Origin of the sequence: Corynebacterium tuberculostearicum SK141 (assembly GCF_000175635.1) — a bacterium.
Classification (GTDB): domain Bacteria; phylum Actinomycetota; class Actinomycetes; order Mycobacteriales; family Mycobacteriaceae; genus Corynebacterium; species Corynebacterium tuberculostearicum_C.
The window spans coordinates 1-23,526 of sequence record NZ_ACVP01000022.1 but is presented as its reverse complement, the minus strand read 5'-3'; the positions used below and the strand labels follow the sequence as shown (position 1 = coordinate 23,526).

The following is a 23,526-nucleotide window of genomic DNA, read 5'->3' as shown; positions in this document are numbered from 1 at the left end:
AAGGGCCCATTGCTATTGCAATGGGCCCTTTATCGCTATGTCTTAGCGGGTGATGTTCTCAATCATCTGCGCAATCGGGTCGATGATGTTGCGGTTGGCAGAGTAGAAGTTGTTGAAGTCGTGGCGGTTAGCCTTGTACAGCTCGGTGAACTGTGCAGGCAGTGCCAAGCCGTAGGAGTTAGCGGCGTTCTTGATGGTGTTGTACAGAGCATCAACAGCCAGCTCGTCGGACTTCTGAGCGGCAGCCTGCTTGACCGGAGCCGGTGCCTGGGCCGGAGCCTTAGGGGCAGCGGACGGAGCGGTGCGCTGGGTCGGAGCGGAGTTCAGGCCGAGGGAAGCGGAGCAAGCCGGCCATGCACCCCAGCCCTGGGAAGCAAGCACGCGCTCAGCGACGACAATCTGCTGCTCGCGGGTAGCCTGGTCAGCGGTAGCAGCGAACTGGCCGCCGCCATTGGCCTGCCAGGTCTGCGGGTTGAACTGCAGTCCGCCCTGGTAGCCGTTGCCAGTGTTGATGTGCCAGTTGCCGCCGGCCTCGCACTGTGCCAGACGGTCCCAGTCGGAATCCGGAGCAGCGGAAGCGGTCGGTGCCATGATGGCAGCGGCAGCGCCGAAGGCGACGGTGCCGGCGGTGAACTTAGCGGCCATACGGTTCTTAGCGGAGTGGCGTCCCATGTAGTTAGTCCTCTCTGTGTGCCCGCATTAAGTGCAAAAAATATGTACCAAAAAGAAAGGGCGGGCGAGGGCAACTTTCTTAACGGCTCTTAAGTGTCTGGAGGACAGCGTAGCGGTTTATAACGAAAGTGTCACGTTATGGGCACTAAACGGGAAAGAAATGGGACAAATGTGGTGGGTGAGGGGGCATTTTCGCAGGTGGGCGACACCATGTGATCTATGTCATGTAACGCGGGTGTGTCGCGGCAGAGTGCGCGACTTCTGTTGTTTTGACCAGGCGGCTAAAATAAAGATTTTCCCCTAGAGAAGAGGTGGGTACCTATGCCTATTGGCAAAGTGAAGTGGTATGACGCCGAGAAAGGTTTCGGTTTCGTCAGCAACGCGGGCGATGAAGACGTCTATGTTGGCCGCAACGTGCTGCCCAAGGGAGTAGAGGAACTGTTCCCCGGCCAGCGCATCGACTTCGATTTCGCGGCCGGGCGCCGCGGTCCGCAGGCGCTGCGGGTCAAAGTATTGGATAAGCCGCGTCGCCGCACCCCGGCCCGCAAGCCGGAAGAACTCGGCAGCATGGTCTCTGACGTGATGACCTTGCTGGAGTCGCAGATTCAGCCGGTGCTCAATTCCGGCCGCTACCCGGAGCGCAAGACTGGGCGCCAGGTAGCAGAAATCCTCCGCGCAATCGCGAAGGATTTGGATAGCTAATTAGAAGCCTTCGTGGATTCCTCCGCGGAGGCTTCTCGTTCTTTATCGGTCATCGTGGTCAGGGACCACACGGTGGCCAAAGGGGTTTCGTCACCGTTGTCATCGGTGCCGATCATCATGGAGGAAATCTCCACCACCTTGAGGCGGGGGAGCTTGCCGGTAGAGGCCTTGATGGGGTCTACCGAGCCGGGGATCGAGACCTCGGTGGTTTCGTTCGCGCCGTGCGCGGTTTCATCGTTGGCGGCGGGGTCATCGTAGATGGAAAGAATCTTCCACTCGTGGTCGGAGATTTCTTCGGGGATATCCAGCTTGAGGGTGTCATCATCACCCACGGTGAGGTTCGGGACCTCGCCTTCCGGGCACTCGGAGCCGGGCTCGCAAGCAATGTACGGGGCGACGTCGATGGACTTATCGCCCACGGAGGCGGTGACCTTGATGTCGCGGGGATCGGGACCCGGGCGCTGGTTCCACCAGTTTTGGAAGATCACTACGGCGGCGACGATGACCGCCACGACCACGATGAGGGCCAAGATCTGCAGCAGCGACTTTTTCCTTGCTTCCTTACGGGTTGCCATGGGCCTTTACCTTACTCGAACGTGGAAGAGTTCTTCCCACCGCTTGCCGGTAAGCCAGAACTCATCGTCTGTGATGTGTGCGATGCCGTTGAGGACATCATCGGGGTCGGTATAGCGGGACTTATCAATCGCGTCGGTAGCGATGACGGCGGTTACTCGGCCGGTGGAGGGATCGATGCGGTAGATGTTGTCATCCATCCACACATTGGCGTAGACGGCATCGCCCACGCACTCGAGTTCATTGATGTCTTCGAGGGGCTTTCCCTCCAGGGTGACGTCGGTAGTGGAGCGCTCCGCGAAGGTCTCTGGGTCCATGTGCCGCAGGGTCGCGGAGCCATCGGACATGAGGAGCTCCTCGCCGGTATTGCACAGGCCCCAGCCCTCGCCCGAGTAGGTGGCGGTATCTACCTGGCGTAGGTCTCGGTCGTATTTCAGGGCTTGGCCGGACTTCCAAGTCAGCTGCCAGATGGAATCGCCGGCTTGGGTGATGCCCTCGCCAAAGTAGCGGCTATCCAGGCGCGTTTCGGCCAAGGTTTCGCCGGATTCGGGGGAGAAGCGCTCCAGGCGGGATTCGCCCCATTGGCCGGTGCCCAGGAGCAGGTTGCCGTCCGGATCGGTTTCGAGGCCCTGCGTAAAGGAATTGGGCGGCAGGGAAGCGGTGCCGAGAACCTCGACGGAGAGGTGTTCTACTTCGGGTTCTGCTGGGGTAGAGGAACAGGCGACGAGCGTGCAGGGGAGGAGAATGCAGGCGGCGCGGGAAAGAAACGACATGCACCATATGTACCACCGCGTGCGCTCCATAATGAATAATGAGGGGCGTGAGTAAGCGAAAAGCAAATCCGTTGATCGATTCCCGCGCCGTGCGCATCGCGCGCGAGGCGTTGGATGAGGTGGGGGAAGGGGGCGTCGGCAAGCATATCGGCGTCGCCGGGATGGGCCGAAACGTTGCTACCCACCGATTTGAAGCAGAAATGCCTGGCTACCCCGGCTGGGAATGGCAGGCGGTGCTCGCCTGCGCGGAGGGATCGCGCTACGTCACCGTCAATGAGGTGGCGCTGGTGCCGGGCGGGGAGGCCCTGCAGCCGCCGGAATGGGTGCCCTATGAGGACCGCGTGCGACCAGGCGACCTTGGCCCCGGAGACCTGATGCCACCGGCCGTGGATGATTCCCGGCTAGACGGTGACAAACTTTCCAAGTCCGGCCTGGAAGACGCCAAAAAGCGCTGGCGCACCGAGTTCGGCCCCAACACGGACATGGCGGCCAAGGCGCGCCTGCAATGCCGCACCTGCGCGTTTTATGTGCAGCTGTTGGACAACTATGGCGTCTGCGCCAATGAGTACTCGGCAGACGGCCGGGTGGTGCACTCGCGCTATGGCTGCGGTGCGCATTCGCAGACGCGCGTGCGGGAAGAAAAGACGCCGGAAGCGGCTTTCGATGATGAAAAGCCCATCTTCCAGGATTTTGAAATCGAGGATTAAGGCAGCACACTTATGGCGTAAGACTCGCTGTACGTGAAAGGCGCAGGCGTTGAAAGCCACTCTCGATCGCTACTTCCATATCTCTGAACGTGGTTCCTCCATTGGAACCGAGCTACGCGCGGGAACGGTCTCGTTCTTCGCCATGGCCTATATCATCCTGTTGAACCCGCTCATCCTCGGCACCACTGAGGATGCGGAGGGCTACGCGCTGGGCGTGCCACAGGTCGCCGCCGCCACCGCGCTGGTCGCCGGCGTCATGTCCATCCTCTTCGGCGCCATTGCCAAGTACCCCTTCGCCATGGCCGCAGGCTTGGGTATGAATACCTTCGTGGGCGTGAGCATGGTCGCCACCAGCGGGCTGACCTGGCAAGAATCCATGGGCCTGGTGGTCATCGAGGGCATCATCATCGTCCTGCTGGCCATCTCCGGCTTCCGCACCGCTGTCTTTGACGCCATCCCGCAGTCCATGAAGGCGGCGATGGGCGTGGGCATCGGCATGTTCATCGCCATGATTGGCCTCGTGGATGGTGGCTTTGTCACCCGCGTGCCGGACGCCGCGCACACCACCGTGCCGGTGGGCCTGGGCATCAATGGTTCAATTTCTACCTGGCCGGCGCTGGTCTTTGTCATCGGCCTCATTATCTGTTCCTTCATGGTCATCCGGAACGTGCCGGGCGGGCTCTTTATCGCCATCGTGCTTACCACCATCATCGCGTTTATTATCCAGGCGTTTACCGGCTCCGAGGACTGGGGCATGGCCGCGCCCGTGAAGCCGGAGGCACTCGGCGGCATTCCGGATCTGTCCATCGTGGGCGATGTGAACCTGGTGGGCGCGTTTACCAAGATCGGCGTGGTCTCCACGGTGCTGCTGATTTTTACCCTGCTGCTGACCAACTTCTTTGATGCGATGGGCACTATGACCGGCCTGGGCAAGCAGGGCAAGCTTGTCGACGCCGACGGCAACCTCCCCGATATGAAAAAGGCCCTCGTCGTCGAGGGCTTTGGCGCCGTGGCCGGTGGCCTGGGCTCTGCTTCTTCCAATACCGTCTTTGCGGATTCCTCCGCTGGCATTGCCGATGGCGCCCGCACCGGCCTGGCCAACCTCATGACCGGCGTGCTGTTCCTCGCCGCGATGTTCTTGACCCCGCTCTATGAAATTGTGCCCATCGAGGCCGCCTCTCCGGTACTCGTCATCGTGGGCGTGATGATGGCCGCGCAGCTGACCGAGATCCGCTGGACCAAGATGGAGATCGCCATCCCCGCCTTCCTCACCATTGTGACCATGCCGTTTACCTATTCCATTGCCAACGGCATCGGCGTGGGCTTCATCTCCTTCGCGCTCATGTCCACCTTCGCCGGCAAGGCCAAGGATGTGCACTGGATCATGTGGCTCTTGGCTGGCCTCTTCGTGATTTTCTTTGGCATGGATCCGATTTCCAATGCCATCGGCTAGCCTAAGGGCATGCTGATTACTGACCCCGCAGACCCTCGCCTGGACGATATTCGGAACCTCAACAAATCCGATAAGTCCGGCGAGGGTCTCGTCATTGCAGAGGGCCCGCTGGTGGTCTCCCGGCTGGCCGAATCCCGGTTCCCCATGCGCCGCCTCGTGGGCTTTCCCAAGAAGGTAGAGGCCTATATTTCCGAGTACGGCGAACCCGAGTGCCCCATCTACGAGGTCTCTCGCGAGACCCTGGCGGAGGTGGCCGGCTTCGATATGCACCGCGGGCTGGTCGCCGCCGCGGACCGCGCCCCGGAGCCGGAGGTAAGCGAGATTCTAGAGACCGCCAAGACCATCGCCGTGCTCGAGGGCGTGGGCGATCATGAAAATATCGGCGCCATCTTCCGCCATGCCGCCGGCATGGGCGTGGATGCGGTGCTGCTGGGCTCCGGTGCCGCGGATCCGCTCTACCGGCGCTCGGTGCGCGTGTCCATGGGGCACGTGCTGCGCTTGCCCTTTGCCCATTTAGAAGGCGGGTTTACTACCTGGCAGCGTTCCTTGCAGGCGCTTGCCGACGCCTCCTTTACCCTCATTTCCCTCACCCCCAACCCCCAGGCGGTGCACTTGGCCGAGGCCATGCACGGCCTGGATAAGGTGGCGATGCTCGTCGGCGCGGAGGGCCCCGGCCTTACCGAACATGCAATGAAGGCCACCGATATACGCGCACGCATACCGATGGCCCCTGGCACCGATTCTCTTAATGTGGCGACTGCCGCCGCCATTTCCTTTTATGAGCGCCAGCGCTCCTTGAGCGACTTAAACGTCTGAGCGCTCCAATTGCCGATGAGCGAGCCCAAGTGCTTGGCGGTGGAGATGATTTCCTCGCCGGTGGATTCCGGCTCGGCGCTGTGGTCCTCGTAGTCGTCATAGTCGTTCAGGCCCAGCTTATTGGCCGACTGTGCGGCTAGTTCCCCCACGGATCGCTTGGGTTTCGGCGGGTCGATCTTTGGCTCTGGGCGGCCATCGACGGCGTAGCCCACAACGTCTAGGTCTGGGCCATCGTGACCCACCTCGATGCCGAGCCAGTATTCCTGGGCCGCTTCCATGATACCCTGCGGCTCGAAGGGCAGGGAGATACCGCCGAGCGGCTCATACTTTTCGCCTGCCCAGTAGGGCGCCTCGAAAGGCTCGGGCAGACCGGTGTCCTCGTAGAGGTGCTCGCGCGTAGCGCACAGGCAGCGCTTGAGCTCGCCGCCCTCCCACAGGGCGAAGCCGGCGTAGCCTTCTTTCTCATTGCTCGCCAGCGCAATGACGCGCTGGGCCGGCACCGCATTAAGGAGCGTGTCCGGCAGCTGGGAAAGGAGAACAGAATCCCCCTCGCAGACCGTTTGCACCACGGTGATGCCGGGGTAGCCGCCGATGTAGTACTCGTTCGGATCCGTCTGTGCGGAGCGGTTGAGCGGGAATTGGCCAATCGGCGTGACCGGGAAGGTCGGGTCCAGCTGGGCGAGGAATTTCCGCCCAAAACCGCGATCCGCCTTGGGCTCGGTCTTCAATACCTCTTCCGCATTAGGTTGAGAGATGTACCAGAGAGTAAGTACAGCGTGAGAGATGTCCACGATTAGTCCCTAGGGCGCTTGGTATTGGAGCGAACGCCGAGCAGCACGTCCTCCCAATGCGGGGTGACGGCCTTGCGGCGGCGCTTGGTGGGCTTTTCTTCTGGCGAGGGGTTCTGCAGGAACTCCTCTTCCTCCGGCTCTTCCGGAGGGGTGGTCGGCGCGGTGAGGTCGGTGACGTTGCTGGGCTGGTCGCCATCGATAGCTTCGTCATAGCGGCCGCTGCCCAGCGAAGTTAGCGAGCGCACCGGCTGCACGAAATCGGGGTCCGTTAGGTCCGCGGCCACCGAGTTGCGCGCTTCCACCGTGGCGGGCGAGGACATGGACTGCTTGAAGTACCACTCGGCCTCGTTCTCGGACAGGCCGGCCTTCCACGTCACGCGCACGATCCAGGCCTCGCCCTGGTGGCGGTAGGCGTCCCAGGTGGACTCGGAGAGCGAGTGCCCGCGGGCGGCAAAGGCGGTGGCCAGAACCTCCCACAAGGTGAGCTTGGCCGGTCCGTCCTCGCGGACGGGGTGTGCCTGCTTGGCAATCTCCGCGATACGGTTGCGCTCCAGCATGACCGGGTAGGCGAAGGGCTCGATGCGAGATTCGGGCACGCCCATTTCTTCCGCCAGCTCCGCCGCAGAGGCGCCGGCGCGAATGCGGTTTTGGATCTCCGCCGGGCGAATCTTTGTCTCTTCCACCGGTTCCGGTTTGGTGGGCTTGGCCAGGCTGATGGCCGGAGCCGCCGGTTCCTCTTCCGGGGTTTCTACCGGCTCGCCCTGCAGGGCCTCGCGCAGCTCATCGGTGATGGAGAGGAAAAACTCTTCGCCGTCTTCGGTGCGCAGCACCAAAGAGGTTTCGGTCGACTCGCTGTCAACTGGGAACAGCTCGCGCATAATAGGGCGCTCCTTTTGCCTATCGACGGCGGACAAATCTGTGATGCATTCAACTATAACGCGAAAAAGCCCCGCGGCCTGCGAGGCGGCGGGGCATGTTGGGGGTGATGCGTTAATTCGCATCCAAGACGTAATCGATGCACTGGGTCAGTTTGGCGATATCGGCCGGCTCAATAGCCGGGAACATGCCGATGCGCAATTGGTTACGGCCTAGCTTGCGGTACGGCTCCACGTCCAGAATGCCGTTGGCGCGCAGGGTGGCGGCGAGCGCCGCGGCGTCGACGGACTCGGCGAAGTCGATGGTGCCCACCACGAGCGAGCGGGACGCAGGCTCCGCGACGAAGGGAGTGGTCTCCGGGCGGGATTCGGCCCAGCTATACAGCGTGGTGGAGGATTCCGTAGTGCGCTCAACCATGCCGTCCAGGCCGCCGTTGGCATTCATCCACTGGAGCTGGTTATCCAACATGAGCAGGGTGGCGATTGCCGGGGTGTTATAGGTCTGGTTCTTGCGGGAGCTATCTACTGCCGTCTGCAGGTTGAGGAAGGTGGGGATATAGCGCTCGGAGGCGTTAATTTTCTCAATCCGCTCCAGTGCGGCGGGGGACATGGCGGCGAGCCACAGGCCGCCGTCGGAAGCAAAGCACTTTTGCGGCGAGAAGTAGTAGACGTCCGTATCGGAGATGTTTACGGGTAGGCCACCCGCGCCGGAGGTGGCGTCCACGACCACCAGCTGCTGATCATTGCGGGGGTGCGGGCGGGTGACTTCTGCCATCGCGCCGGTGGAGGTTTCATTGTGTGCCCAAGCGACGACGTCCGCTTCCGCAGAAAGTTCGTGCGGGTCGGGTGCGGTGCCCACAGGGGACTCCACGATGGATGGGGCATCGAGCCAGGGTGCACCCGCGGCGGCCTTGGCACATTTAGTGGAAAACTCGCCAAAGGTGAGGTGGGCGGAGTGGCGCTCTATAAGCCCGAAGGCGGCAGCATCCCAGAAGGCGGTGGCGCCGCCGAGGGAAAGGACAATCTCGTAGCCCTCTGGCAGGGAGAAGAGAGCGCTTAAGCCTTCTCGCACCGAACCTACGAGGTTCTTTACCGCCGGCTGGCGGTGGGAGGTGCCCATGACCGCGGGGTCAATGGCCGCAAGCTGGTCGGGGCGAACCTTGGAGGGGCCGCAGCCAAAGCGGCCGTCGGCAGGCAGGAGGTCGGCAGGCAGCGTAAGTTCGGGTGTGCTCATGTAAGTCAGTGTAGAACAGTTCCGGTCGAACGGCAGTTATTTTAGCCGGCCAAATCCTGTTGGCGGCGTCACAAAGTTTGCTAAAGTGTGAAGAGGTATCAAGCTAGCTTCCTTAAGTTAGTGCTTAATAGTGACTCTTCACATAGAGAAAGGAACTTCCGTGGCTTCTGAAGACAACAAGGTAGTACTCCAGTACCCAGGCGGCGAGTACGAGATGGACATCAAGCAGTCCACCGAGGGCGACTCCGGCTTTGACATTTCCAAGCTCCGTAACGAGACCGGGCTCGTTACCTTCGACCCTGGTTATACCTCCACCGGTTCCACCGAGTCCAAGATCACCTTCATTAACGGTGAAGAGGGCATCCTGCGCCACCGCGGCTACGATATCGCGGACCTGGCGGAAAACGCCACGTTCAATGAGGTTTCTTACCTGCTGATCAAGGGTCATCTGCCTAACGAGGAAGAGCTCAGTCACTTTAACCGCGAAATCCGCCACCACACCCTGTTGGATGAGGACTTCAAGGCCGCGTTCAATATCTTCCCGCGCAACGCGCACCCAATGGCCGTGCTGGCTTCCTCCCTTAACATCCTTTCCGCGTACTACCAGGATCAGCTCAACCCGCTGGACCCGGAGCAGCTGGATAAGGCCACCGTCCGCCTTCTGGCCAAGGTTCCAATGCTGGCTGCGTATGCTTACCGCGCTTCTCAGGGTAAGCCTTATATGTACCCGGATAATAGCCTGAACGCCCGCGAGAACTTCCTGCGCATGATGTTCGGCTACCCCACCGAGGAGTACGAGGTGGACCCGGTTGTAGCTAAGGCCCTGGATAAGCTGCTTATCCTCCACGCTGACCACGAGCAGAACTGCTCCACCTCCACCGTGCGCATGATTGGTTCCGCTCAGGCCAATATGTTCGTCTCCATCGCCGGCGGCATCAACGCCCTGTCCGGTCCGCTGCACGGCGGCGCAAACCAGGCCGTTCTGGAGATGCTGGAAGATATCCAGAACAACCACGATGGTGACGCTACCGACTTCATGAACCGCGTGAAGAATAAGGAAAAGGGCGTTCGCCTCATGGGCTTTGGCCACCGCGTGTACAAGAACTACGACCCACGCGCGGCCATCGTCAAGGACACCGCCCACGAGATCATCGAGCACCTGGGCGGCGACCCGATGCTGGATCTGGCCATGAAGCTGGAAGATATTGCGCTGAATGACGATTACTTCGTCTCCCGCAAGCTCTACCCGAACGTGGACTTCTACACCGGCCTGATCTACCGCGCCATGGGCTTCCCGACGGACTTCTTTACCGTCCTCTTCGCCATCGGCCGCCTGCCGGGCTGGATTGCACAGTACCGCGAGCAGCTGGAGATCAACACCAAGATCAACCGTCCGCGCCAGATTTACACCGGCGAGTCCCTGCGTAAGGTTACCCCGCGCAACGAGCGCTAAAGCGCCCCGCGGGTCTGTCGAATTAAGCCGAATCGGGTGGTAGCACCTATAATAGGTGCAGCTCGGTTCGGTTTTTAATGCGACCGCACGAACAAACTAGATTTCCCAAGGAGAATAATCCCCATGGATAAGCCTGTTATTGAAGCCCAGTCTGGCCCAGCGCCGACCGACCTTGTTGTAGAAGACATCGTCGTCGGCGACGGTGCTGAGGCGCAGCCTGGTGCCGTAGTGGAGGTCCACTACGTCGGCGCTGAATACGAGACCAACCAAGAATTCGATTCCTCGTGGGACCGTGGCCAGTCCATTGAGTTCCCGCTGACCGGTCTCATCGCCGGCTGGCAAGAGGGTATTCCGGGAATGAAGGTGGGCGGTCGCCGCAAGCTCATCATCCCGCCGGAAAAGGCCTACGGCCCCGCCGGTGGTGCGCACCCGCTGTCCGGCCGCACCTTGGTCTTTATTATTGACCTCATCCGCGCCGACTAAAAGCGCTCAGCCCCAGGGTTCGCCCTGGGGTTTCGTCGTTTTCGGCGCGGTCAGAAAAACTGCGGCACAATGGAGGGCATGACTGTGCCAACCGTAACTTTCAATGATGACCGCGAAATGCCCCAGCTGGGCTTGGGTACGTACAAGCTATATGACGAGGAATGCATCCGCGTTATCCGCGAGGCTATCGATTTGGGCTACCGCCACTTCGATACCGCCACGCTCTACAAGAATGAAGAGGCGGTAGGCACCGCCCTGAAGCAGGCAATGGATGCCGGCGACGTCACCCGCGATGAGCTCTTTATTACCTCCAAGGTGTGGCACTCCCATCAGGGAGAGCACAAGGTGGAAGAGGCATTCCAGCAGTCGCTGAAGGATCTGCAGCTGGACTACCTTGACTTGTATCTCATCCACTGGCCGTGGCCGCAGGGTGGCCTGTACAACGAGACCTTTGAGGCTATCGCCCGCCTGCAGGGTATGGGGCAGATTGCGTCCATCGGTGTGGCCAATTTCTATGAGGACGTGCTCAAGGACCTGATTTCCACCACCGGCGTTTCCCCGGTGCTCAACCAGGTGGAGATCCACCCGGGCTTTACCCAGTCCAGCCTGCGCGCCTTCCATCACGACAATGACATCGTCACCGAGGCATGGGCCCCGCTGGCGCGCGGCGTTGTGCTCAATAACCCTGTGATTGAGCAGGCTGCGGCTGACCACGAGGCGACCGAGGGTCAGGTTGTGCTGTCGTACCTCATGTCCAAGGGCATCTCCGTCATCCCGAAGTCCGCGCGCACCGAGCGCCTGAAGGAAAACTTGGCCGCCACCGAGCTGGAGCTCACGGCGGAGGAAGTATCCGCCATCGACGCCCTTGAGGGCCAGGAGGGCTTTGGCCGTATGTTCAATGACCCGCGCGAATTCCCGGGCAGCGAAGAGTAGCGTCAACCACAGATTAAGCCCCCTCACGGGGGCTTTTTCTTTTGCCAAGCGGTTGTTAACAATCTTTACAAGGGGTAAAAAATTCTTCCCTCGGGGGTAGTTTGCTAAAGATGTTATTCCAGTTCAGTGAAGCCTATGGGGTTGAAAGGGTGGGGGAGCGGAAGGTTTTCTTGGCAGAGTTTACAACCTTGCAGAAAATGTTCTGTAACTTACAAATCAGCGTGGATAGTGAGCAGTAACACACTATCTCGTGTGACCTAAGTTCCTCTCACCCAAGGAGACGATGCTCTATGAGTGACGTAGCTGCAACTCCTGTCTCGCGCCGCGAACCCACCGGTAGCGAGTTCATCGCGATGCGCGACTCCGCCAAATTCGGCGAGCTGCGCCGCACCTACCGGAGTTTTACCTTCCCTATGACCGTGGCCTTCTTCGTGTGGTACGTGGTCTACGTTCTTGCCGCCGTTTTCGCCCCAGGCTTCATGGCAACCGAGCTCGGCGGCGGATGGAACATCGGCCTAGTCTTCGGCCTGGCCCAGTTCCTTACCACCTTCATCATCACGTGGATTTACGTGAAGTACGCCAATAAGAATATCGAGCCGAAGTCGGCCGCCATCCGTGAAGAACTGGAGGGCATCTAATGACTACCACCACCCTCGCCGCAGAATCTTCCGCCGGCAATCCCATCTTGAATATCTCTATTTTCGGCATCTTCCTTTTCATCACCATGGCGGTGGTGCTGCGCGCCGGAAAGACCACGAAGAAGGCCTCGGACTTCTACACCGGCGGCGGCACCTTCTCCGGACGCCAGAACGGCCTGGCCATCTCCGGTGACTACCTCTCCGCTGCATCGTTCCTGGGTATCGTTGGCGCGGTGGCACTCAACGGCTACGACGGCTTCTTGTACTCGGTAGGCTTCTTCGTTGCTTGGCTGGTAGCACTCATGCTCGTTGCCGAGCCCATGCGTAACGTCGGCCGCTTTACCATGGCGGACGTCCTGTCCTTCCGCCTGAAGCAAAAGCCCGTGCGCGTGGCGGCGTCTATCGCCACCCTCTTTGTTACGCTCTTCTACCTCATCGCGCAGATGGCCGGCGCCGGCTCCTTGGTTGCGGTACTGCTGGATATCCATGAGTTCAAGTGGCAGGCCCTCGTCGTGGGCATCGTGGGCGTGCTCATGATTGTCTACGTCCTGGTCGGCGGCATGAAAGGCACCACCTACGTGCAGATGATCAAGGCCGTGCTCCTGGTAGCCGGCGTGGTCATCATGTGTTTCTTGGTCTTCATTGCCCTGCGCGGCGGCTTTAGCACCCTGTTTAATAACGCCATCGACATGCATGCCGCTTCCGAGCAGATTAAAGAGAAGGGCTACGAGGCCAAGGACATCATGGCTCCGGGCCTGAAGTACGGCGCCACCACCGCCACCAAGCTGGACTTTATTTCCTTGGGCATTTCCCTGGTGCTCGGCGTGGGCGGCCTGCCGCACGTGCTGATGCGCTTTTATACCGTGCCCACCGCTACCGAGGCGCGCCGCTCCGTTACCTGGGCGATCGTTATTATCGGTGCCTTCTACCTTATGACCCTGGTCCTGGGCTACGGTGCGGCAGCACTGGTGGGTCCGGACCGCATTCTCGACGCCCCGGGCGGCGCCAATGCCGCAGCGCCACTACTCGCGCTCGAGATCGGCGGCTCCATCTTCATGGCGATTATTTCCGCCGTGGCCTTCGCTACCGTGCTCGCCGTGGTGGCTGGCCTGGCCATTACCGCCTCTGCATCCATTGCGCACGATATCTACCACGCGGTTATCCGCAACGGCGAGTCCACCGAGGCTGAGCAGGTCCGCGTCTCCCAGGCCACTGTGGTGGTCCTTGGCATCGTCTCCATCATCTTGGGCATCCTGGCCATGACCCAGAACGTGGCCTTCCTGGTCTCCCTCGCGTTTGCGGTGGCGGCCTCCGCCAACCTGCCGACCATCCTGTACTCCCTGTACTGGCGCCGGTTCAACACCGCGGGCGCGGTGGCCTCCATGTACACCGGCGTGGTGTCCTGCCTGGTGCTCATCTTCTTCTCCCCGGCAGTCTCCGGTTCTGAGACCTCCATGTTCCCAGGCGCGGACTGGGCCATCTTCCCGCTCTCCTCGCCGGGTTTGGTCTCCATTCCGCTGTCCTTCTTCGTTGGCTGGTTGGTATCCATCATGACCAAGCCGGATAACTTTGAGGAGCTTTCCGCAGAGATGGAAGTTCGCTCCCTTACCGGCGTGGGCGTGGAGGCACCCGTGCAGCATTAATTGCCTAGATAGTGCACTCAACCGGTAACATATATCGACGTGTTTAAAACGTCGTTGAACCGCAAGGCGGCATCAGTTAAGGCTGGTGCCGCTTTGGCCGTATGCATGCTCGCCTTGACCACCACCGCGTGCAGCAATAGCGAGCGTGAAAGCGACGCGCTTGCCGACGCCCCCTCGGAAGCAACAGACACCAACCGCGACGTCCCACCGGAAACCAATGAGTTCCTGGAGGGCGATGAGGGTCATTCAATTACCTATATCCGCCTGCATGATGGCATGCACATGGGCTCTGCCTCGGAACACGAGGCCCGCCCGGCGCTCAGCCTCATCAAGCTCTATATCGCCACCTACGTCATGGAAAAGGGCGAGTACGAAGACAAATATGAGGCGCTGGATATGATCGCTAGCTCCTCCGATAAGTCCGCCGAAGACCTCTTTGATAAGTACCCGGATTCCATCGACGCGATTGCCGATGAATTCCACCTCGAATCCACCAAGGCGGGCGAGCAATGGGGCTACTCGCAAACCTCCACGTATGACGTAGCCAGCTTCATCTCGCAGCTCATCGACCGCGATGAAACCCACCCGGTGCTCGTAGCTATGGCGCATGCCGATCCCATCTCGGAGGATGGGTACCAACAAAACTATGGCACCGCCAAGCTCTCCAATGTGGTGGGCAGCAAGTGGGGCTGGTCCAATGACAAGTCCATCAATTCTTCGGTCTCCTTTGGTGAGAACTTCGTCGCCGCCGCCTCTATCACCGGCTCATCCGATGACCTCACCGACTACGTCAAGGATGAGGTGACGGGGAAGAATCTGGGCAAGGCCACCGAGCGCTTCCTCAAGTACAAAGACGGCGAAGACGTACCACCGATCGAGACTTCCACCTCGGAGACCTCTACCACGTCCTCCAACAAGAAGGACAAGGACGAGCAATCCGGCAAGGACAAGAAGGAAAAGTCCCCGTCCAAGGAGCCCACTAGCGAATCCACCACGTCCAAAAAGAAGTCCGCAGACAAAAAGAAGGGCTCGGAGAAAACCTCCGAGCCCTCTAAGAAGTAGTACTACCGCGCCTTAGAGACTGTCTCTGCGACGATCTTCGCTAGCTGGCGAATTTGATCGTTGCTCAACGTCTTGCCATTAAAGGTCACGCCATTGGCGGTGACCTGCGGAAGTTCCGGTAGCTCTGGGTGCTTGCTCTGCAGCTGCGAGCTCAATTGATTTACCAGGTCGGACGAGCCATTGCTCGGGGCCGTGGTCTGCGGCTTAGGCTTTGGCTGTGGTTTCTTGGTGGTCGGCTTCTTTGCCGGTGCAGGTGCCGCGGACTTGCCAGGCGTCCACTGTCCCCAGTCTTCGGCGTAGACCTCGTTTACGTCTACGATGACGCCGCCAATGGTCTGCTGCTTGCCGTGCGGCAGCTGGTGGATAGTGGTGCGCGGGTGAATCTTGCCGTTGGAACCCCAGTCATGCATCCAGAAGTACTTGCCGATGCCATCCTGGATCGCCCACTCAATGGTGTTGTAATTGCCGTAGACACCTGTCTGGTAGCCGGCCAGCTCCAAGGTCTTGGAAAACGCCTGCAGGTACGGGCGGATTTGGCGGGTGTACTGCTCGCGGGTGGGGTTATCGTCGATAGCGATGTAGATCGGACGCTTGGTGGGGCCGCCTGCCTTCTTGTGCAGCGCAATCGCCTTCGGTGCGTGAATTGCAGCACCTGCTGCGCCCTGCTTCCAATCGGCTGTTTCCGCCCGGCCGAATTGGTATACCGACGCAGTGGGCAGGCCTGCTGCTGCATTGGCCTTAGTTTCCTTGAGAGTTACCGGCTTGCCGGTCATCCACGCAGCGCCGGGGCGCTTGTCGGAGACGTAGCGAATCGCGCCCATGTGACCGGCATTCTTAATTGCCTGCGGGGAAGGTACGCCGGCGGAGAAATCAATGATAGTGCCGCGCACGGGTCCGAGTGCTGCCGCATTTGGACCGGCAGCACCGATAGCGCCTGCGGTCAGGGCGAGAGCGCCGACCTTAAAGAGGCCGCGACGAGAGAAAGATGGTGACATGTAGAGCTCCTGCAGTAATCACATTTGTCACAGTAGTTAACAACTGCACCATAGCAGGAGGTCTAGAGCCCTAGCTGGAACGCAACCGCATGTCGCGTTTTACTTAGTGGCGCTATTTCGAGTCGTTGCTAAACGTCACTCGCGTAGGGTTCTCAACCGTGCGTGATACCGTGCAGTCCTTCTCATGGGAGATGCGAACCAGATTATCCACCAGCTTGCGTGCTTGGTTGCCCTCGGGTGTATCCGGGAATGATAGATCGAAGCCCACGCGAACCTCCGACAGGCGCGACGCTCCGTCCTCGTTGACGCGGTCGCCTTCCACATGCACATCAAAAGATTCTGGTTCCGCACGCCGTGACGTCACCACATCCACGTCCACCGCCGAACACCCCGCAACGGCTGCGAGCAAGAGTTCAACAGGGGAGAGGCGCCCCTCACCACTGCCAAACTCAATGCTGGCTCCGGCAGCATTGGTAGCGCGGTATATGGCGGTATCGAGGCGGGTGAGGTCTACGGCGTATTGCTTCATTACTTCAGACATGTGGCCAGTTTAAGGCGAGGAAGCAGGTCGTTCGAGTTTCTAATATTTATTGGAAATCCTGCGTATTGTGAGTTCCATGAAGATCATTGCTATTTACGCAACGGAAACTATGTCTGATTGGGAGTATGCCTACCTCACAACCCAGGTAGCTGAAGCTGAGGCCCAAGTACCGGATCGCTTCAAGGTCTTGTTTGTTGGCGAATCGCTAGAAGCCGTTCGCTCCAAGGGCGGAATCGAGGTGGTTCCAGCCCTGACCTTGCAGGACGTCCAGAATAGGACTGATATTGCGGCGTTCGTGGTGCCAGGAGCAGATACATACTTTGACGGGCACGAACAGCTGTTGGAGACGGTTAATGTCTTAAAAGAGAATGAAGTGCTCTTGGCAGCAATCTGTGGTGGAACTTTGGCCCTTGCTCGTGCTGGGGTGCTTGACCACTGCCAACACACTTCAAATGCGCGAGGCTTCCTTGCATCAATGAAGTACGCCAACATCGATGGATATAAAGAAGAAGATGCAGTTTTTGATCGCGGAGTGATCACAGCATCAGGCTTGGCTCCAGTGCCATTCACCGCGGCGGTATTGCGCGCGGCGGGCGTTTACCCAGATGATGTCGTGGACGCTTGGCTTCAATTGCATGAGCAAAGAACAGAAGCGGCCTTCGTTGAACATATGAATAAGGTTCAGGCGTGGGCCTGTTCAAACTAGCTGGAGTTACCGAAGACCACTTCAACGATTCGGGTTCTTGCTGAAACAAAACGGCCTGGCATTCAGCGCTTGTATTTCCCGGCGCAGGCTTTTGAATATTAAGCTACCGGACCTAATAGTCAACCAACTGGTTGATTGCAGTTTCAACCAGCCCTGCGATTCAAAGCCGCAACAGATGTAGAAAGATAAGTCCTTAGAATATTTTATTCATCGCTACTCCGGCCGTGGTAGCGGTTGGGAAGGAGAATGACCATGAGGGCTTTGTATTGGGCATCCATTTTCTACCTTGTCTTGGGATTGGGAGCCGGGGTCTTCTACCGCGAATTCACGCGTGCCAATGAGTTCCCCGCGGGTGAGTTCACTCAGTTGAGCGTGGCGCATACTCACTTGCTAGCGCTCGGTTTCATGATGAGCCTTATCTTCTTGGTATTGGAGAAGGTCTTTGGGCTGTCACGCAATCGTGGTCAGTTCAATGCGTTCTTTTGGCTGTATAACGTCGGCGTGGTCGTCACCGTTGGAGTCATGATCTGGCACGGATGCTTGACTGTCCTAGGGGAGGAGTCCACTGCAATGCTCTCCGGGATCGCTGGTCTTGGTCATATCCTCATTACGATTGGCCTGATTGCATTCATTGCAGCACTAGGCAATGCCATCAGCGAGGCTCAAGAGGCTAAGGCCCAACCCGTAGCAGGTGACTAAAGATGAGCGAGATGGCTACTGAATAGGCACAGTGCCTCCACGGCGAGACTGAACCTAACTCAGGCGCACTGGGGTACTAGTTTGTATGCGGTCCTCCTTGCAGCGCTGTTGTAGACCACAGGAAAGATTGCCGATAGCTGGGGTCGCAAGCGTTCATTTCTGCCGTGGCTGCGGTTGGATCATTGCCTTGCCATTGACGCTCTACAGCTTGGGCTTAGGGCTTGCGTCTGCGCAGGTGACCGGCACGGTGTTCAGCGAGATTCCAGTGAATAGTTCCGGTCAGGCTTCGGCCACCCAGAGTACGGTTCGCCAGGTCGATTCGGCGCTGGGTACCGCGGTTTCTGGGTCGGTCTTTCCCATAGCCCTTGGGCTAACGCTGCCGAAGACGTTGGAGAAGGCCGGCATCATGGGGCCGGGTGCCGCTGGCATAGCAGAAGCAACGCGCCAATCAGCTGGTTCCGCTATTGCAGAACTGCGCGTTCAAGGCGGGCATAGTCCCTTTAGCGAGCAGACCAGCGTTGTGGTTCAGGCGCTTAGCGACGGCATGATCGACGCCGCCCGCTACTCCCTTCTTGCTGCGTCCGCATTCCTTGCGTTGGGCTTTATAAGTGCGATGCGGGTTCTCCGGGCCGCGAACGAAAGCAGTTCCATGGAGCAATCGAACTGATTTATTGCCAGAAAGTTAGTGTAAGTCTGTTGTTTTCCTGGGCGGATTAGATGAGCATAGCTTTTCCACCTTCAACTAAGAGGGCTTGCCCATCCCTCAGCAGTAGGAGATTCCAATCTTGTCCGTACTGCGCAACAGTTTCACTGATGACGTTTATAGAATAAGGACCAGTTGTTCCTTGGGCGTGGGGAATAATGACATACGGAGTGAGATTTAGTCCTGTGTGGTCGGTGAGCTGCGGTGCCGTCCGCGGATCGTCCATGATTGATGCCGGTTCGATTGAAGGTCCTGCAACCATTGCGCCGGCAGAACTTCCAGCGTAAAACGTGCCGTTCTGGACCGCTTCAACTAGCAGGTGGTCGGTACCAGTGAGTCTCAGCGCATCAAGGAGACGGAATGCCTCGCCGCTCGCAACATAGATGCAGTCGGCTAAGTTGATTTCATTGCGTATGTCGCTCGGTTGCGCCTGCGCCACGGTTAAGGGGATTAGTTCCTCTGCCGCATTGCGAATGGTTGTCAACTCTGTTTGGGCGAACGGGGCTTGGCTCATTCCCGCGGCAGCATCATCGATGTACAGCACTCGACCCGAAATGTATTTGCTGATTTCTGGGTGTAGGTATGAGGCGAGGAGTAAGTGCATAGACGTAGTCTACGTGAGCGCCTTATATGCTTGGGGCAGCAAGATCGGAGTATTGAATAATCGGAAAAGTCTCGAGACGCCGATCGGAACGATGTCTCGAGACTTCACATGGGGGGCAGTCGAGTAATCCCTAGCCCGGCTACTCCACTACTGGCCCAGCTGAGCTTCCTCTCGCCATTTCTGAGTATTCCTCACACTGCCGCTGCCCGAAATGGGATGGTTCCGTCAAGACAAAAGTTTCTTGATGCCCTCGGAGAGGATCTCTTGTGGGCTAATGTGGTGCGCCGCGTGGAGGCGCGCATAAGTCGGCGCTTGTTCGGGGTTGATGGCAACACGCTTTTCGTCGGGCGCCATGGGCGCGGTCAGGGCGGCGCCGATCACTAGGTTTGATAACCGGTAGGCAGTTCCCAACGGATCCGGGACTCCCTCTCGTTCAAGCAGCACGCACATACGCTCAGAAAGGGCCAGGTAAGCAGGGCCTCTGGGGGCACGCATGCCGATGACCTGACCGGCCCACCGGTGGGTCGTGAGGTGCGTGAAGAAAGCTTGCATTAGGGCGGGCAGGTCGGCGTTGTTGATCGACTCGGACATCAAGGGATCGTCTGCAAGCACTACATCGAGAGCAAGGTCGAACAAGTCGTCTACCGACTCCACACGGGAGTACAGGCTAGCTGGGGCGACGCCCACCTGTTGCGCTACAGCCCTCATGGTGAGTGCCTTCAAACCACCTTCGTCCAACAGTCTGCCCGATGCTCTTGCAACTTCCGCAATATCCACGGCGCGATGGCGTTGCACAGGTTTCCGATGTTCCCAGTAGCTCACCCCACCAGCCTAACCAAACATGCTTGAACCAACTATCCAAACTATGTTAGTTTTGGCACATGCTGGATGCTACCAACCTTCCGATCGCTCTTGAGAACACTCGCCTACGCCTTCTCTCCGAACTGGACGCAGACGCGTATGCAACAGGCACAAAAGACGAAGCTGTGCGGCGCTTCGCTCATCTGCCTGAACCTGATTACACCCCCGAGTCCGTGCGACGGATGATCTGTGACGAGGTTGCGACGGGCCTCTCGTCCGGCACGTTGGCAGTCCTTGCACTTGCCGACGCCGAGACCGACCAGTTCGTGGGTTCCATGGTTCTCTTTGATGTCAGCTCCGAGGCTGCAGAGGTCGGATTCTGGATTCATCCCGGTGCGCGAGGGGGTGGGCATGCCCGTCGGGGCTTGGAACTGGCATCACGCTTTGCGCGCACCAGTGGACTTCGAACCCTGACGGCACGCACGCTTCCGGAAAACAAGGCCTCCCAGCACTGCTTGACGACGGCGGGATTCCGCGAGACCGGACGAGGCGTAGGGACCACGCCCGCAGGACAGCGCGAAGAGTTGTTCCATTACCAGCGCGATCTCGTGCCCGCATCCAAGTGGCCGTTGGTGACAGAACGACTTCGACTCCGTCTGCATGAGATGGGCGATGTCGCATGGCTTCACGAGCTGTACTCGCGACCTGACGTTGCTCGTTACCTGTTGGACGAACCATGGACTGTGGAAGTTACCCGTGACAAGCTTACGGAGCGGCAATCAAAAACTGACCTCGATGGTGAGACTGCTGCGCTCGCGTTGGTTATCGAACATGGAGGTATCGCGATCGGGGACGTCGCACTATGGCTCACAGATAAGGTGCACCGACAGGGCGAGATCGGGTGGGTGCTGAACCCAACGCACGGTGGACAAGGCTTCGCCAGTGAAGCCGTTCGCGCGGTACTTGCCCTCGGGTTTGATCATTACAATCTCCACCGCATTACCGCACAGATGGACGCCCGAAACAGTGCCTCCGCAGCACTTGCTAACCGCGTTGGGTTCCGGCTCGAAGCGCATCACGTCCAGGACTGGTTTAGCAAGGGTGAATGGACCGATACCCTCGTTTACGCGCGGCTTGCCTCCGAGAACATAAGCCAATGAATGGCGTCTGATTTGAAATGAGCAGCGGTTGGATGCCTTAGCGGGTAGCGAATTCTAGTCACATTTCCGGCCGCAGGTCTCTGATGGCAGTCCCTGCACAACGCAAAACGCCTCAACTATTTTTGCAAGTGGAAGCGTTTGGTGTGTTGAGGGGTGTTCGAACAATCAAACCAGATTCTTCGAACTCGGGGACTTCAGAAATCTCCTCCACCAGCACCAACCCCACACCCTTGCGACCGGTGTTCCACGGCCTCGCCCAGAATGTTCCACGCTACCGCGTTCACCAGGCAAACCACGCCCCGCCTCGGCACCCGCTCCGACCCCCGTTTCGCCAACCGCCGCGGAACCTCCAAGACGTCCCCTGCACCGTTCGAGGAGGTACGCAATAGCCACCTCAATCGAGTGTGCCACCTCCTCGCTTTAGTTTCGCTCGTTGTTACCAGAAAGGAACGCCTGCCACGTTCTCGGAATTTGTCGCGGACCCCGCGGAGCAAAGTAAAACCCCATTCACGCCGAACTCAGTCAGCATGAATGGGGGTCTTCTAGCCATCCGACTCCGTCAGGAGGCTTTCGGTAACTTCCTGACCATCTCCAACGCGCCCCAGTTCCATTTTAATTCCACGGTCCTGATGATTTAGTTCTAAAACCGCTACCCAAAGGGAGAAAGAATTGCAGCAGCCACCAGGAATTGGCTTACGCCAGCTGAGGTCCCCTCAAAAACCCGGAAGAACCCCCTCGGGGACTGAAGGTGGTTGGCTCGGGCCTCGCGAAAGGGTAGAATAGTACTTACGTTCGACATTGCTGCTGGATGGTTAAGGGTCGTACGTAAGCTCATTCCAAGGATTAAGTGACAACGAGGGGTTCGATTTGAGTGATACCGCTACCGATATGTTCGACGATCATCCCTTGTGGGCGGAGCTGGGGGACATCGATGAGTGGTTGTCAGAGCTAAGCAAGACCTTCGATCCCTCATACGCAGGGTTGCCTGGTCTGGCTAGCGGCATCATCGGGAGGATTGAGCTTGTCGTCGGTGTTACGAGGCTCTATCTGGGCATGGTGCCCAAGGAACTGGCCAGTCGCCCTCTCCTTGATGAGCTGAAGGCGGCCTTAAGCTCCATCTTGGTTCAGCTGCAGTCGATCAAGTGGGACGACGAAGCTGATTATGACGAAGAACTTGCTAAGGCGAACACGGCCGCAGACGATCTGCTCTCAACCCTTCACAGATTGGGATTCCGGCCGGTTCAATTCTTGGAACAGCAGCAGGAGGCTGACACGAATGAGCGTGAGCGGGTCGCTGGATTTCTCGACAGGAGTCAGGCGGCTGTCGAGCGGCTGGAGAGTGAAGGGGAGCGCCTCGCCGATGCGATTGCGGAGAACAAGCAGGCCGCAGAAAAAGATCTCAACGAACTGCGTCAGCAAATCGACGAGGTGGCTGACAGGTTCGAGGAGGAGATCAACGACGGCGTTGAGGCCGGGAAGAAGCGCATCGACGATCAGATCACGACACTTCAGAGCCAGTACAATTCTGAGATTGACAGGCAGAAGACGAGGGCGAACGACGAGCTCGACACGATGCTGGAGCACATCCGAACGCGAAAAGCAGAGCTCGATGATTTGATCGAGGACACCCAGGCTGTCTCGGGATACGTGGCTGAAGATGCCATGGCCCGGATGTTCAGGGAGCGGGCTGAAGAAGCTAAGAATCTGTGGCTTGGATTTACGACAGCAGCAGGAGTTGTCACGATCATTAGCGCGGTTTCGCTTTATTTTGCAGGCCGGACGGCCTTGGAAGACGCGGTATCCAGCGCAGATGTTGTTCGTGGCATTCTGCGGGCGATCATTGGTGTGGGAGCAGGTGTTCTAGCCACATACCTCTTCCGACAGGCTTCGATTCAACAACGGAGTTTCCAAGACAGCCGTAGCGCGGAGGCTCGCCTCGGCTCGCTGGATGCGTTTCTCGCTCGCTTCGAAGATGATGATGCGATGGAGATACGTCGCGGCGTTGGTCAGCGTGTGTACATTGACGGCCAGCTGGGGGAGGTCGCACGGGCCTGGCAGGCTTCCGTAACCACAAAGGAATCCACGGGGCAGCGGGGGACAGCAACCAAGAAAGATATTACCGACAATGAAGAGCAACCAGACGAAAACCTTGGAAGCTAGCTAACTGATGGCCGTGTGGGGGTGTCATCTATCCTGTTCATGTGACCACTTCTGGAAACCCTCGGACAAGTCAGCGGATTGATCCGCATGCTTATGAAGCGCTCAAGCAAGCTATAGCGTATACGACGTATTACAAGAATGCGCAGCGTTCGCTGTTGCTTCGCCACCTCGGGGGCGAAGCTTTCGAAACTGCTGGGCTCCACTTGATCGATTTTAGCAGCGGATTCAAGATACAGAATGCCGACAAGGTCGTCGAGGCTCTGCAAGCGAAAGAAGATCGTCTGCGAGATTCCATCATCGATCTGCTCTTATCTTTGTCGGAAATGGTTGAGTTTCCAGATATCGAAGG

The 23,526-nt window shown here is 58.8% G+C and carries 26 protein-coding genes; 16 read left to right on the top strand and 10 right to left on the bottom strand.

What is annotated here, in order from left to right:
* Positions 1-42: 42 nt before the first annotated feature.
* On the bottom strand, positions 43-672 hold the full coding sequence (locus tag CORTU0001_RS06495; protein WP_005323876.1) for a resuscitation-promoting factor Rpf1 domain-containing protein: 630 nt from the start codon (positions 670-672) through the stop codon (positions 43-45).
* A 321-nt stretch (positions 673-993) separates the two neighbouring features.
* Between CORTU0001_RS06495 and CORTU0001_RS06490 the strand changes: the two genes are divergently transcribed.
* Positions 994-1,374, top strand: a complete 381-nt coding sequence (locus CORTU0001_RS06490) for a cold-shock protein (protein ID WP_005328370.1) — start codon at positions 994-996, stop codon at positions 1,372-1,374.
* Here CORTU0001_RS06490 and CORTU0001_RS06485 read toward each other — a convergent pair.
* Positions 1,371-1,949, bottom strand: a complete 579-nt coding sequence (locus CORTU0001_RS06485; protein ID WP_005328369.1) for a DUF2771 domain-containing protein — start codon at positions 1,947-1,949, stop codon at positions 1,371-1,373. The genes CORTU0001_RS06490 and CORTU0001_RS06485 overlap by 4 nt on opposite strands.
* A gap of 6 nt (positions 1,950-1,955) precedes the next feature.
* Entirely contained in the window at positions 1,956-2,720 is a 765-nt protein-coding gene (locus CORTU0001_RS06480; protein ID WP_005328368.1) for a glutaminyl-peptide cyclotransferase, read from the bottom strand.
* A 38-nt stretch (positions 2,721-2,758) separates the two neighbouring features.
* Between CORTU0001_RS06480 and CORTU0001_RS06475 the strand changes: the two genes are divergently transcribed.
* From CORTU0001_RS06475 to CORTU0001_RS06465, 3 genes are read left to right on the top strand one after another with little or no spacing between them, the layout of a single operon-like run.
* On the top strand, positions 2,759-3,427 hold the full coding sequence (locus tag CORTU0001_RS06475; RefSeq protein WP_005323869.1) for a DUF3027 domain-containing protein: 669 nt from the start codon (positions 2,759-2,761) through the stop codon (positions 3,425-3,427).
* A gap of 49 nt (positions 3,428-3,476) precedes the next feature.
* Complete coding sequence (locus CORTU0001_RS06470) at positions 3,477-4,880, top strand: NCS2 family permease (protein WP_005328366.1); 1,404 nt, start codon at positions 3,477-3,479, stop codon at positions 4,878-4,880.
* Positions 4,881-4,889: 9 nt separating this feature from the next.
* The gene (locus CORTU0001_RS06465; RefSeq protein WP_005328364.1) at positions 4,890-5,696 is read left to right on the top strand and encodes a TrmH family RNA methyltransferase; all 807 of its coding nucleotides are present in this window, start codon (positions 4,890-4,892) and stop codon (positions 5,694-5,696) included.
* On the opposite strand, the gene CORTU0001_RS06460 is transcribed toward CORTU0001_RS06465, so the two are convergent.
* The 3 genes from CORTU0001_RS06460 to serC form a co-directional block, all read right to left on the bottom strand.
* Positions 5,657-6,487: a DUF6928 family protein gene (locus CORTU0001_RS06460; protein ID WP_005328362.1), complete on the bottom strand. Its 831-nt coding sequence runs from the start codon at positions 6,485-6,487 to the stop codon at positions 5,657-5,659. The genes CORTU0001_RS06465 and CORTU0001_RS06460 overlap by 40 nt on opposite strands.
* Positions 6,488-6,489: 2 nt before the next feature.
* A complete protein-coding gene (sepH, locus tag CORTU0001_RS06455; protein WP_005328361.1) occupies positions 6,490-7,365 on the bottom strand; it encodes a septation protein SepH in 876 nt (291 codons plus the stop codon).
* A gap of 112 nt (positions 7,366-7,477) precedes the next feature.
* Positions 7,478-8,596: a phosphoserine transaminase gene (gene serC, locus CORTU0001_RS06450; RefSeq protein WP_005328360.1), complete on the bottom strand. Its 1,119-nt coding sequence runs from the start codon at positions 8,594-8,596 to the stop codon at positions 7,478-7,480.
* 160 nt (positions 8,597-8,756) lie between these two features.
* On the opposite strand from serC, the gene CORTU0001_RS06445 reads away from it, so the two are divergent.
* The 6 genes from CORTU0001_RS06445 (at position 8,757) to CORTU0001_RS06420 (ending at position 14,808) form a co-directional block, all read left to right on the top strand.
* On the top strand, positions 8,757-10,049 hold the full coding sequence (locus CORTU0001_RS06445) for a citrate synthase (RefSeq protein ID WP_005328359.1): 1,293 nt from the start codon (positions 8,757-8,759) through the stop codon (positions 10,047-10,049).
* A 123-nt stretch (positions 10,050-10,172) separates the two neighbouring features.
* Positions 10,173-10,532 (top strand): FKBP-type peptidyl-prolyl cis-trans isomerase, encoded by a 360-nt coding sequence (locus tag CORTU0001_RS06440; protein WP_005323855.1) that lies wholly within the window; start codon positions 10,173-10,175, stop codon positions 10,530-10,532.
* A 69-nt stretch (positions 10,533-10,601) separates the two neighbouring features.
* On the top strand, positions 10,602-11,465 hold the full coding sequence (locus CORTU0001_RS06435) for an aldo/keto reductase (protein ID WP_005328358.1): 864 nt from the start codon (positions 10,602-10,604) through the stop codon (positions 11,463-11,465).
* Positions 11,466-11,755: 290 nt separating this feature from the next.
* A complete protein-coding gene (locus CORTU0001_RS06430; RefSeq protein ID WP_005328356.1) occupies positions 11,756-12,103 on the top strand; it encodes a DUF485 domain-containing protein in 348 nt (115 codons plus the stop codon).
* Positions 12,103-13,746: a solute symporter family protein gene (locus CORTU0001_RS06425; protein ID WP_005328355.1), complete on the top strand. Its 1,644-nt coding sequence runs from the start codon at positions 12,103-12,105 to the stop codon at positions 13,744-13,746. Before CORTU0001_RS06430 ends, CORTU0001_RS06425 begins: the two co-directional genes overlap by 1 nt.
* Positions 13,747-13,839: 93 nt before the next feature.
* Positions 13,840-14,808 carry a hypothetical protein gene (locus CORTU0001_RS06420; protein ID WP_005328354.1) on the top strand — a complete coding sequence of 323 codons (969 nt, stop codon included), beginning with the start codon at positions 13,840-13,842 and terminating at the stop codon, positions 14,806-14,808.
* Positions 14,809-14,810: 2 nt separating this feature from the next.
* Here the strand turns inward: CORTU0001_RS06420 and CORTU0001_RS06415 are convergent, their stop codons facing one another.
* Together CORTU0001_RS06415 and CORTU0001_RS06410 are read right to left on the bottom strand one after the other, a co-directional pair.
* Positions 14,811-15,803, bottom strand: a complete 993-nt coding sequence (locus CORTU0001_RS06415; protein ID WP_005328353.1) for a DUF1906 domain-containing protein — start codon at positions 15,801-15,803, stop codon at positions 14,811-14,813.
* 112 nt (positions 15,804-15,915) lie between these two features.
* Entirely contained in the window at positions 15,916-16,344 is a 429-nt protein-coding gene (locus tag CORTU0001_RS06410; protein WP_034668387.1) for an OsmC family protein, read from the bottom strand.
* 76 nt (positions 16,345-16,420) lie between these two features.
* On the opposite strand from CORTU0001_RS06410, the gene CORTU0001_RS06405 reads away from it, so the two are divergent.
* The 3 genes from CORTU0001_RS06405 to CORTU0001_RS06395 all read left to right on the top strand — a co-directional run bounded on the left by CORTU0001_RS06405 (position 16,421) and on the right by CORTU0001_RS06395 (position 18,416).
* Positions 16,421-17,050 carry a DJ-1/PfpI family protein gene (locus tag CORTU0001_RS06405; RefSeq protein ID WP_034668385.1) on the top strand — a complete coding sequence of 210 codons (630 nt, stop codon included), beginning with the start codon at positions 16,421-16,423 and terminating at the stop codon, positions 17,048-17,050.
* Positions 17,051-17,302: 252 nt separating this feature from the next.
* On the top strand, positions 17,303-17,749 hold the full coding sequence (locus CORTU0001_RS06400; RefSeq protein WP_005328347.1) for a DUF2871 domain-containing protein: 447 nt from the start codon (positions 17,303-17,305) through the stop codon (positions 17,747-17,749).
* A 187-nt stretch (positions 17,750-17,936) separates the two neighbouring features.
* Positions 17,937-18,416 carry an MFS transporter gene (locus CORTU0001_RS06395; RefSeq protein WP_050776590.1) on the top strand — a complete coding sequence of 160 codons (480 nt, stop codon included), beginning with the start codon at positions 17,937-17,939 and terminating at the stop codon, positions 18,414-18,416.
* Between the two features lie 46 nt (positions 18,417-18,462).
* Here CORTU0001_RS06395 and CORTU0001_RS06390 read toward each other — a convergent pair whose 3' ends face one another.
* Together CORTU0001_RS06390 and CORTU0001_RS06385 are read right to left on the bottom strand one after the other, a co-directional pair.
* A complete protein-coding gene (locus CORTU0001_RS06390; RefSeq protein ID WP_005328341.1) occupies positions 18,463-19,056 on the bottom strand; it encodes a Type 1 glutamine amidotransferase-like domain-containing protein in 594 nt (197 codons plus the stop codon).
* 225 nt (positions 19,057-19,281) lie between these two features.
* Positions 19,282-19,833: a TetR/AcrR family transcriptional regulator gene (locus CORTU0001_RS06385; protein ID WP_084771657.1), complete on the bottom strand. Its 552-nt coding sequence runs from the start codon at positions 19,831-19,833 to the stop codon at positions 19,282-19,284.
* 104 nt (positions 19,834-19,937) lie between these two features.
* Here CORTU0001_RS06385 and CORTU0001_RS06380 point away from each other — a divergent pair, with 104 nt between their 5' ends.
* The 3 genes from CORTU0001_RS06380 to CORTU0001_RS11730 all read left to right on the top strand — a co-directional run.
* Positions 19,938-21,017, top strand: a complete 1,080-nt coding sequence (locus CORTU0001_RS06380) for a GNAT family N-acetyltransferase (protein WP_005328338.1) — start codon at positions 19,938-19,940, stop codon at positions 21,015-21,017.
* 867 nt (positions 21,018-21,884) lie between these two features.
* Positions 21,885-23,177 (top strand): hypothetical protein, encoded by a 1,293-nt coding sequence (locus CORTU0001_RS06375; protein ID WP_005328335.1) that lies wholly within the window; start codon positions 21,885-21,887, stop codon positions 23,175-23,177.
* Positions 23,178-23,218: 41 nt separating this feature from the next.
* Positions 23,219-23,526, top strand: a 308-nt coding sequence (locus tag CORTU0001_RS11730; RefSeq protein WP_157749121.1) for a hypothetical protein, incomplete at its 3' end; no start/stop codon positions are given.

Coding starts and splice junctions, on each gene's coding strand:
- CORTU0001_RS06495 (WP_005323876.1), bottom strand. CDS start 672: ATGGGACGCCACTCCGCTAAGAACCGTATGGCCGCTAAGTTCACCGCC.
- CORTU0001_RS06480 (WP_005328368.1), bottom strand. CDS start 2,720: ATGTCGTTTCTTTCCCGCGCCGCCTGCATTCTCCTCCCCTGCACGCTC.
- sepH (WP_005328361.1), bottom strand. CDS start 7,365: ATGCGCGAGCTGTTCCCAGTTGACAGCGAGTCGACCGAAACCTCTTTG.
- CORTU0001_RS06410 (WP_034668387.1), bottom strand. CDS start 16,344: ATGTCTGAAGTAATGAAGCAATACGCCGTAGACCTCACCCGCCTCGAT.
- CORTU0001_RS06435 (WP_005328358.1), top strand. CDS start 10,602: ATGGAGGGCATGACTGTGCCAACCGTAACTTTCAATGATGACCGCGAA.
- CORTU0001_RS06405 (WP_034668385.1), top strand. CDS start 16,421: ATGAAGATCATTGCTATTTACGCAACGGAAACTATGTCTGATTGGGAG.
- CORTU0001_RS06490 (WP_005328370.1), top strand. CDS start 994: ATGCCTATTGGCAAAGTGAAGTGGTATGACGCCGAGAAAGGTTTCGGT.
- CORTU0001_RS06475 (WP_005323869.1), top strand. CDS start 2,759: ATGAGGGGCGTGAGTAAGCGAAAAGCAAATCCGTTGATCGATTCCCGC.
- CORTU0001_RS06430 (WP_005328356.1), top strand. CDS start 11,756: ATGAGTGACGTAGCTGCAACTCCTGTCTCGCGCCGCGAACCCACCGGT.
- CORTU0001_RS06400 (WP_005328347.1), top strand. CDS start 17,303: ATGAGGGCTTTGTATTGGGCATCCATTTTCTACCTTGTCTTGGGATTG.
- CORTU0001_RS06465 (WP_005328364.1), top strand. CDS start 4,890: ATGCTGATTACTGACCCCGCAGACCCTCGCCTGGACGATATTCGGAAC.
- CORTU0001_RS06380 (WP_005328338.1), top strand. CDS start 19,938: ATGCTGGATGCTACCAACCTTCCGATCGCTCTTGAGAACACTCGCCTA.
- CORTU0001_RS06415 (WP_005328353.1), bottom strand. CDS start 15,803: ATGTCACCATCTTTCTCTCGTCGCGGCCTCTTTAAGGTCGGCGCTCTC.
- CORTU0001_RS06390 (WP_005328341.1), bottom strand. CDS start 19,056: ATGCACTTACTCCTCGCCTCATACCTACACCCAGAAATCAGCAAATAC.
- serC (WP_005328360.1), bottom strand. CDS start 8,596: ATGAGCACACCCGAACTTACGCTGCCTGCCGACCTCCTGCCTGCCGAC.
- CORTU0001_RS06425 (WP_005328355.1), top strand. CDS start 12,103: ATGACTACCACCACCCTCGCCGCAGAATCTTCCGCCGGCAATCCCATC.
- CORTU0001_RS06485 (WP_005328369.1), bottom strand. CDS start 1,949: ATGGCAACCCGTAAGGAAGCAAGGAAAAAGTCGCTGCTGCAGATCTTG.
- CORTU0001_RS06440 (WP_005323855.1), top strand. CDS start 10,173: ATGGATAAGCCTGTTATTGAAGCCCAGTCTGGCCCAGCGCCGACCGAC.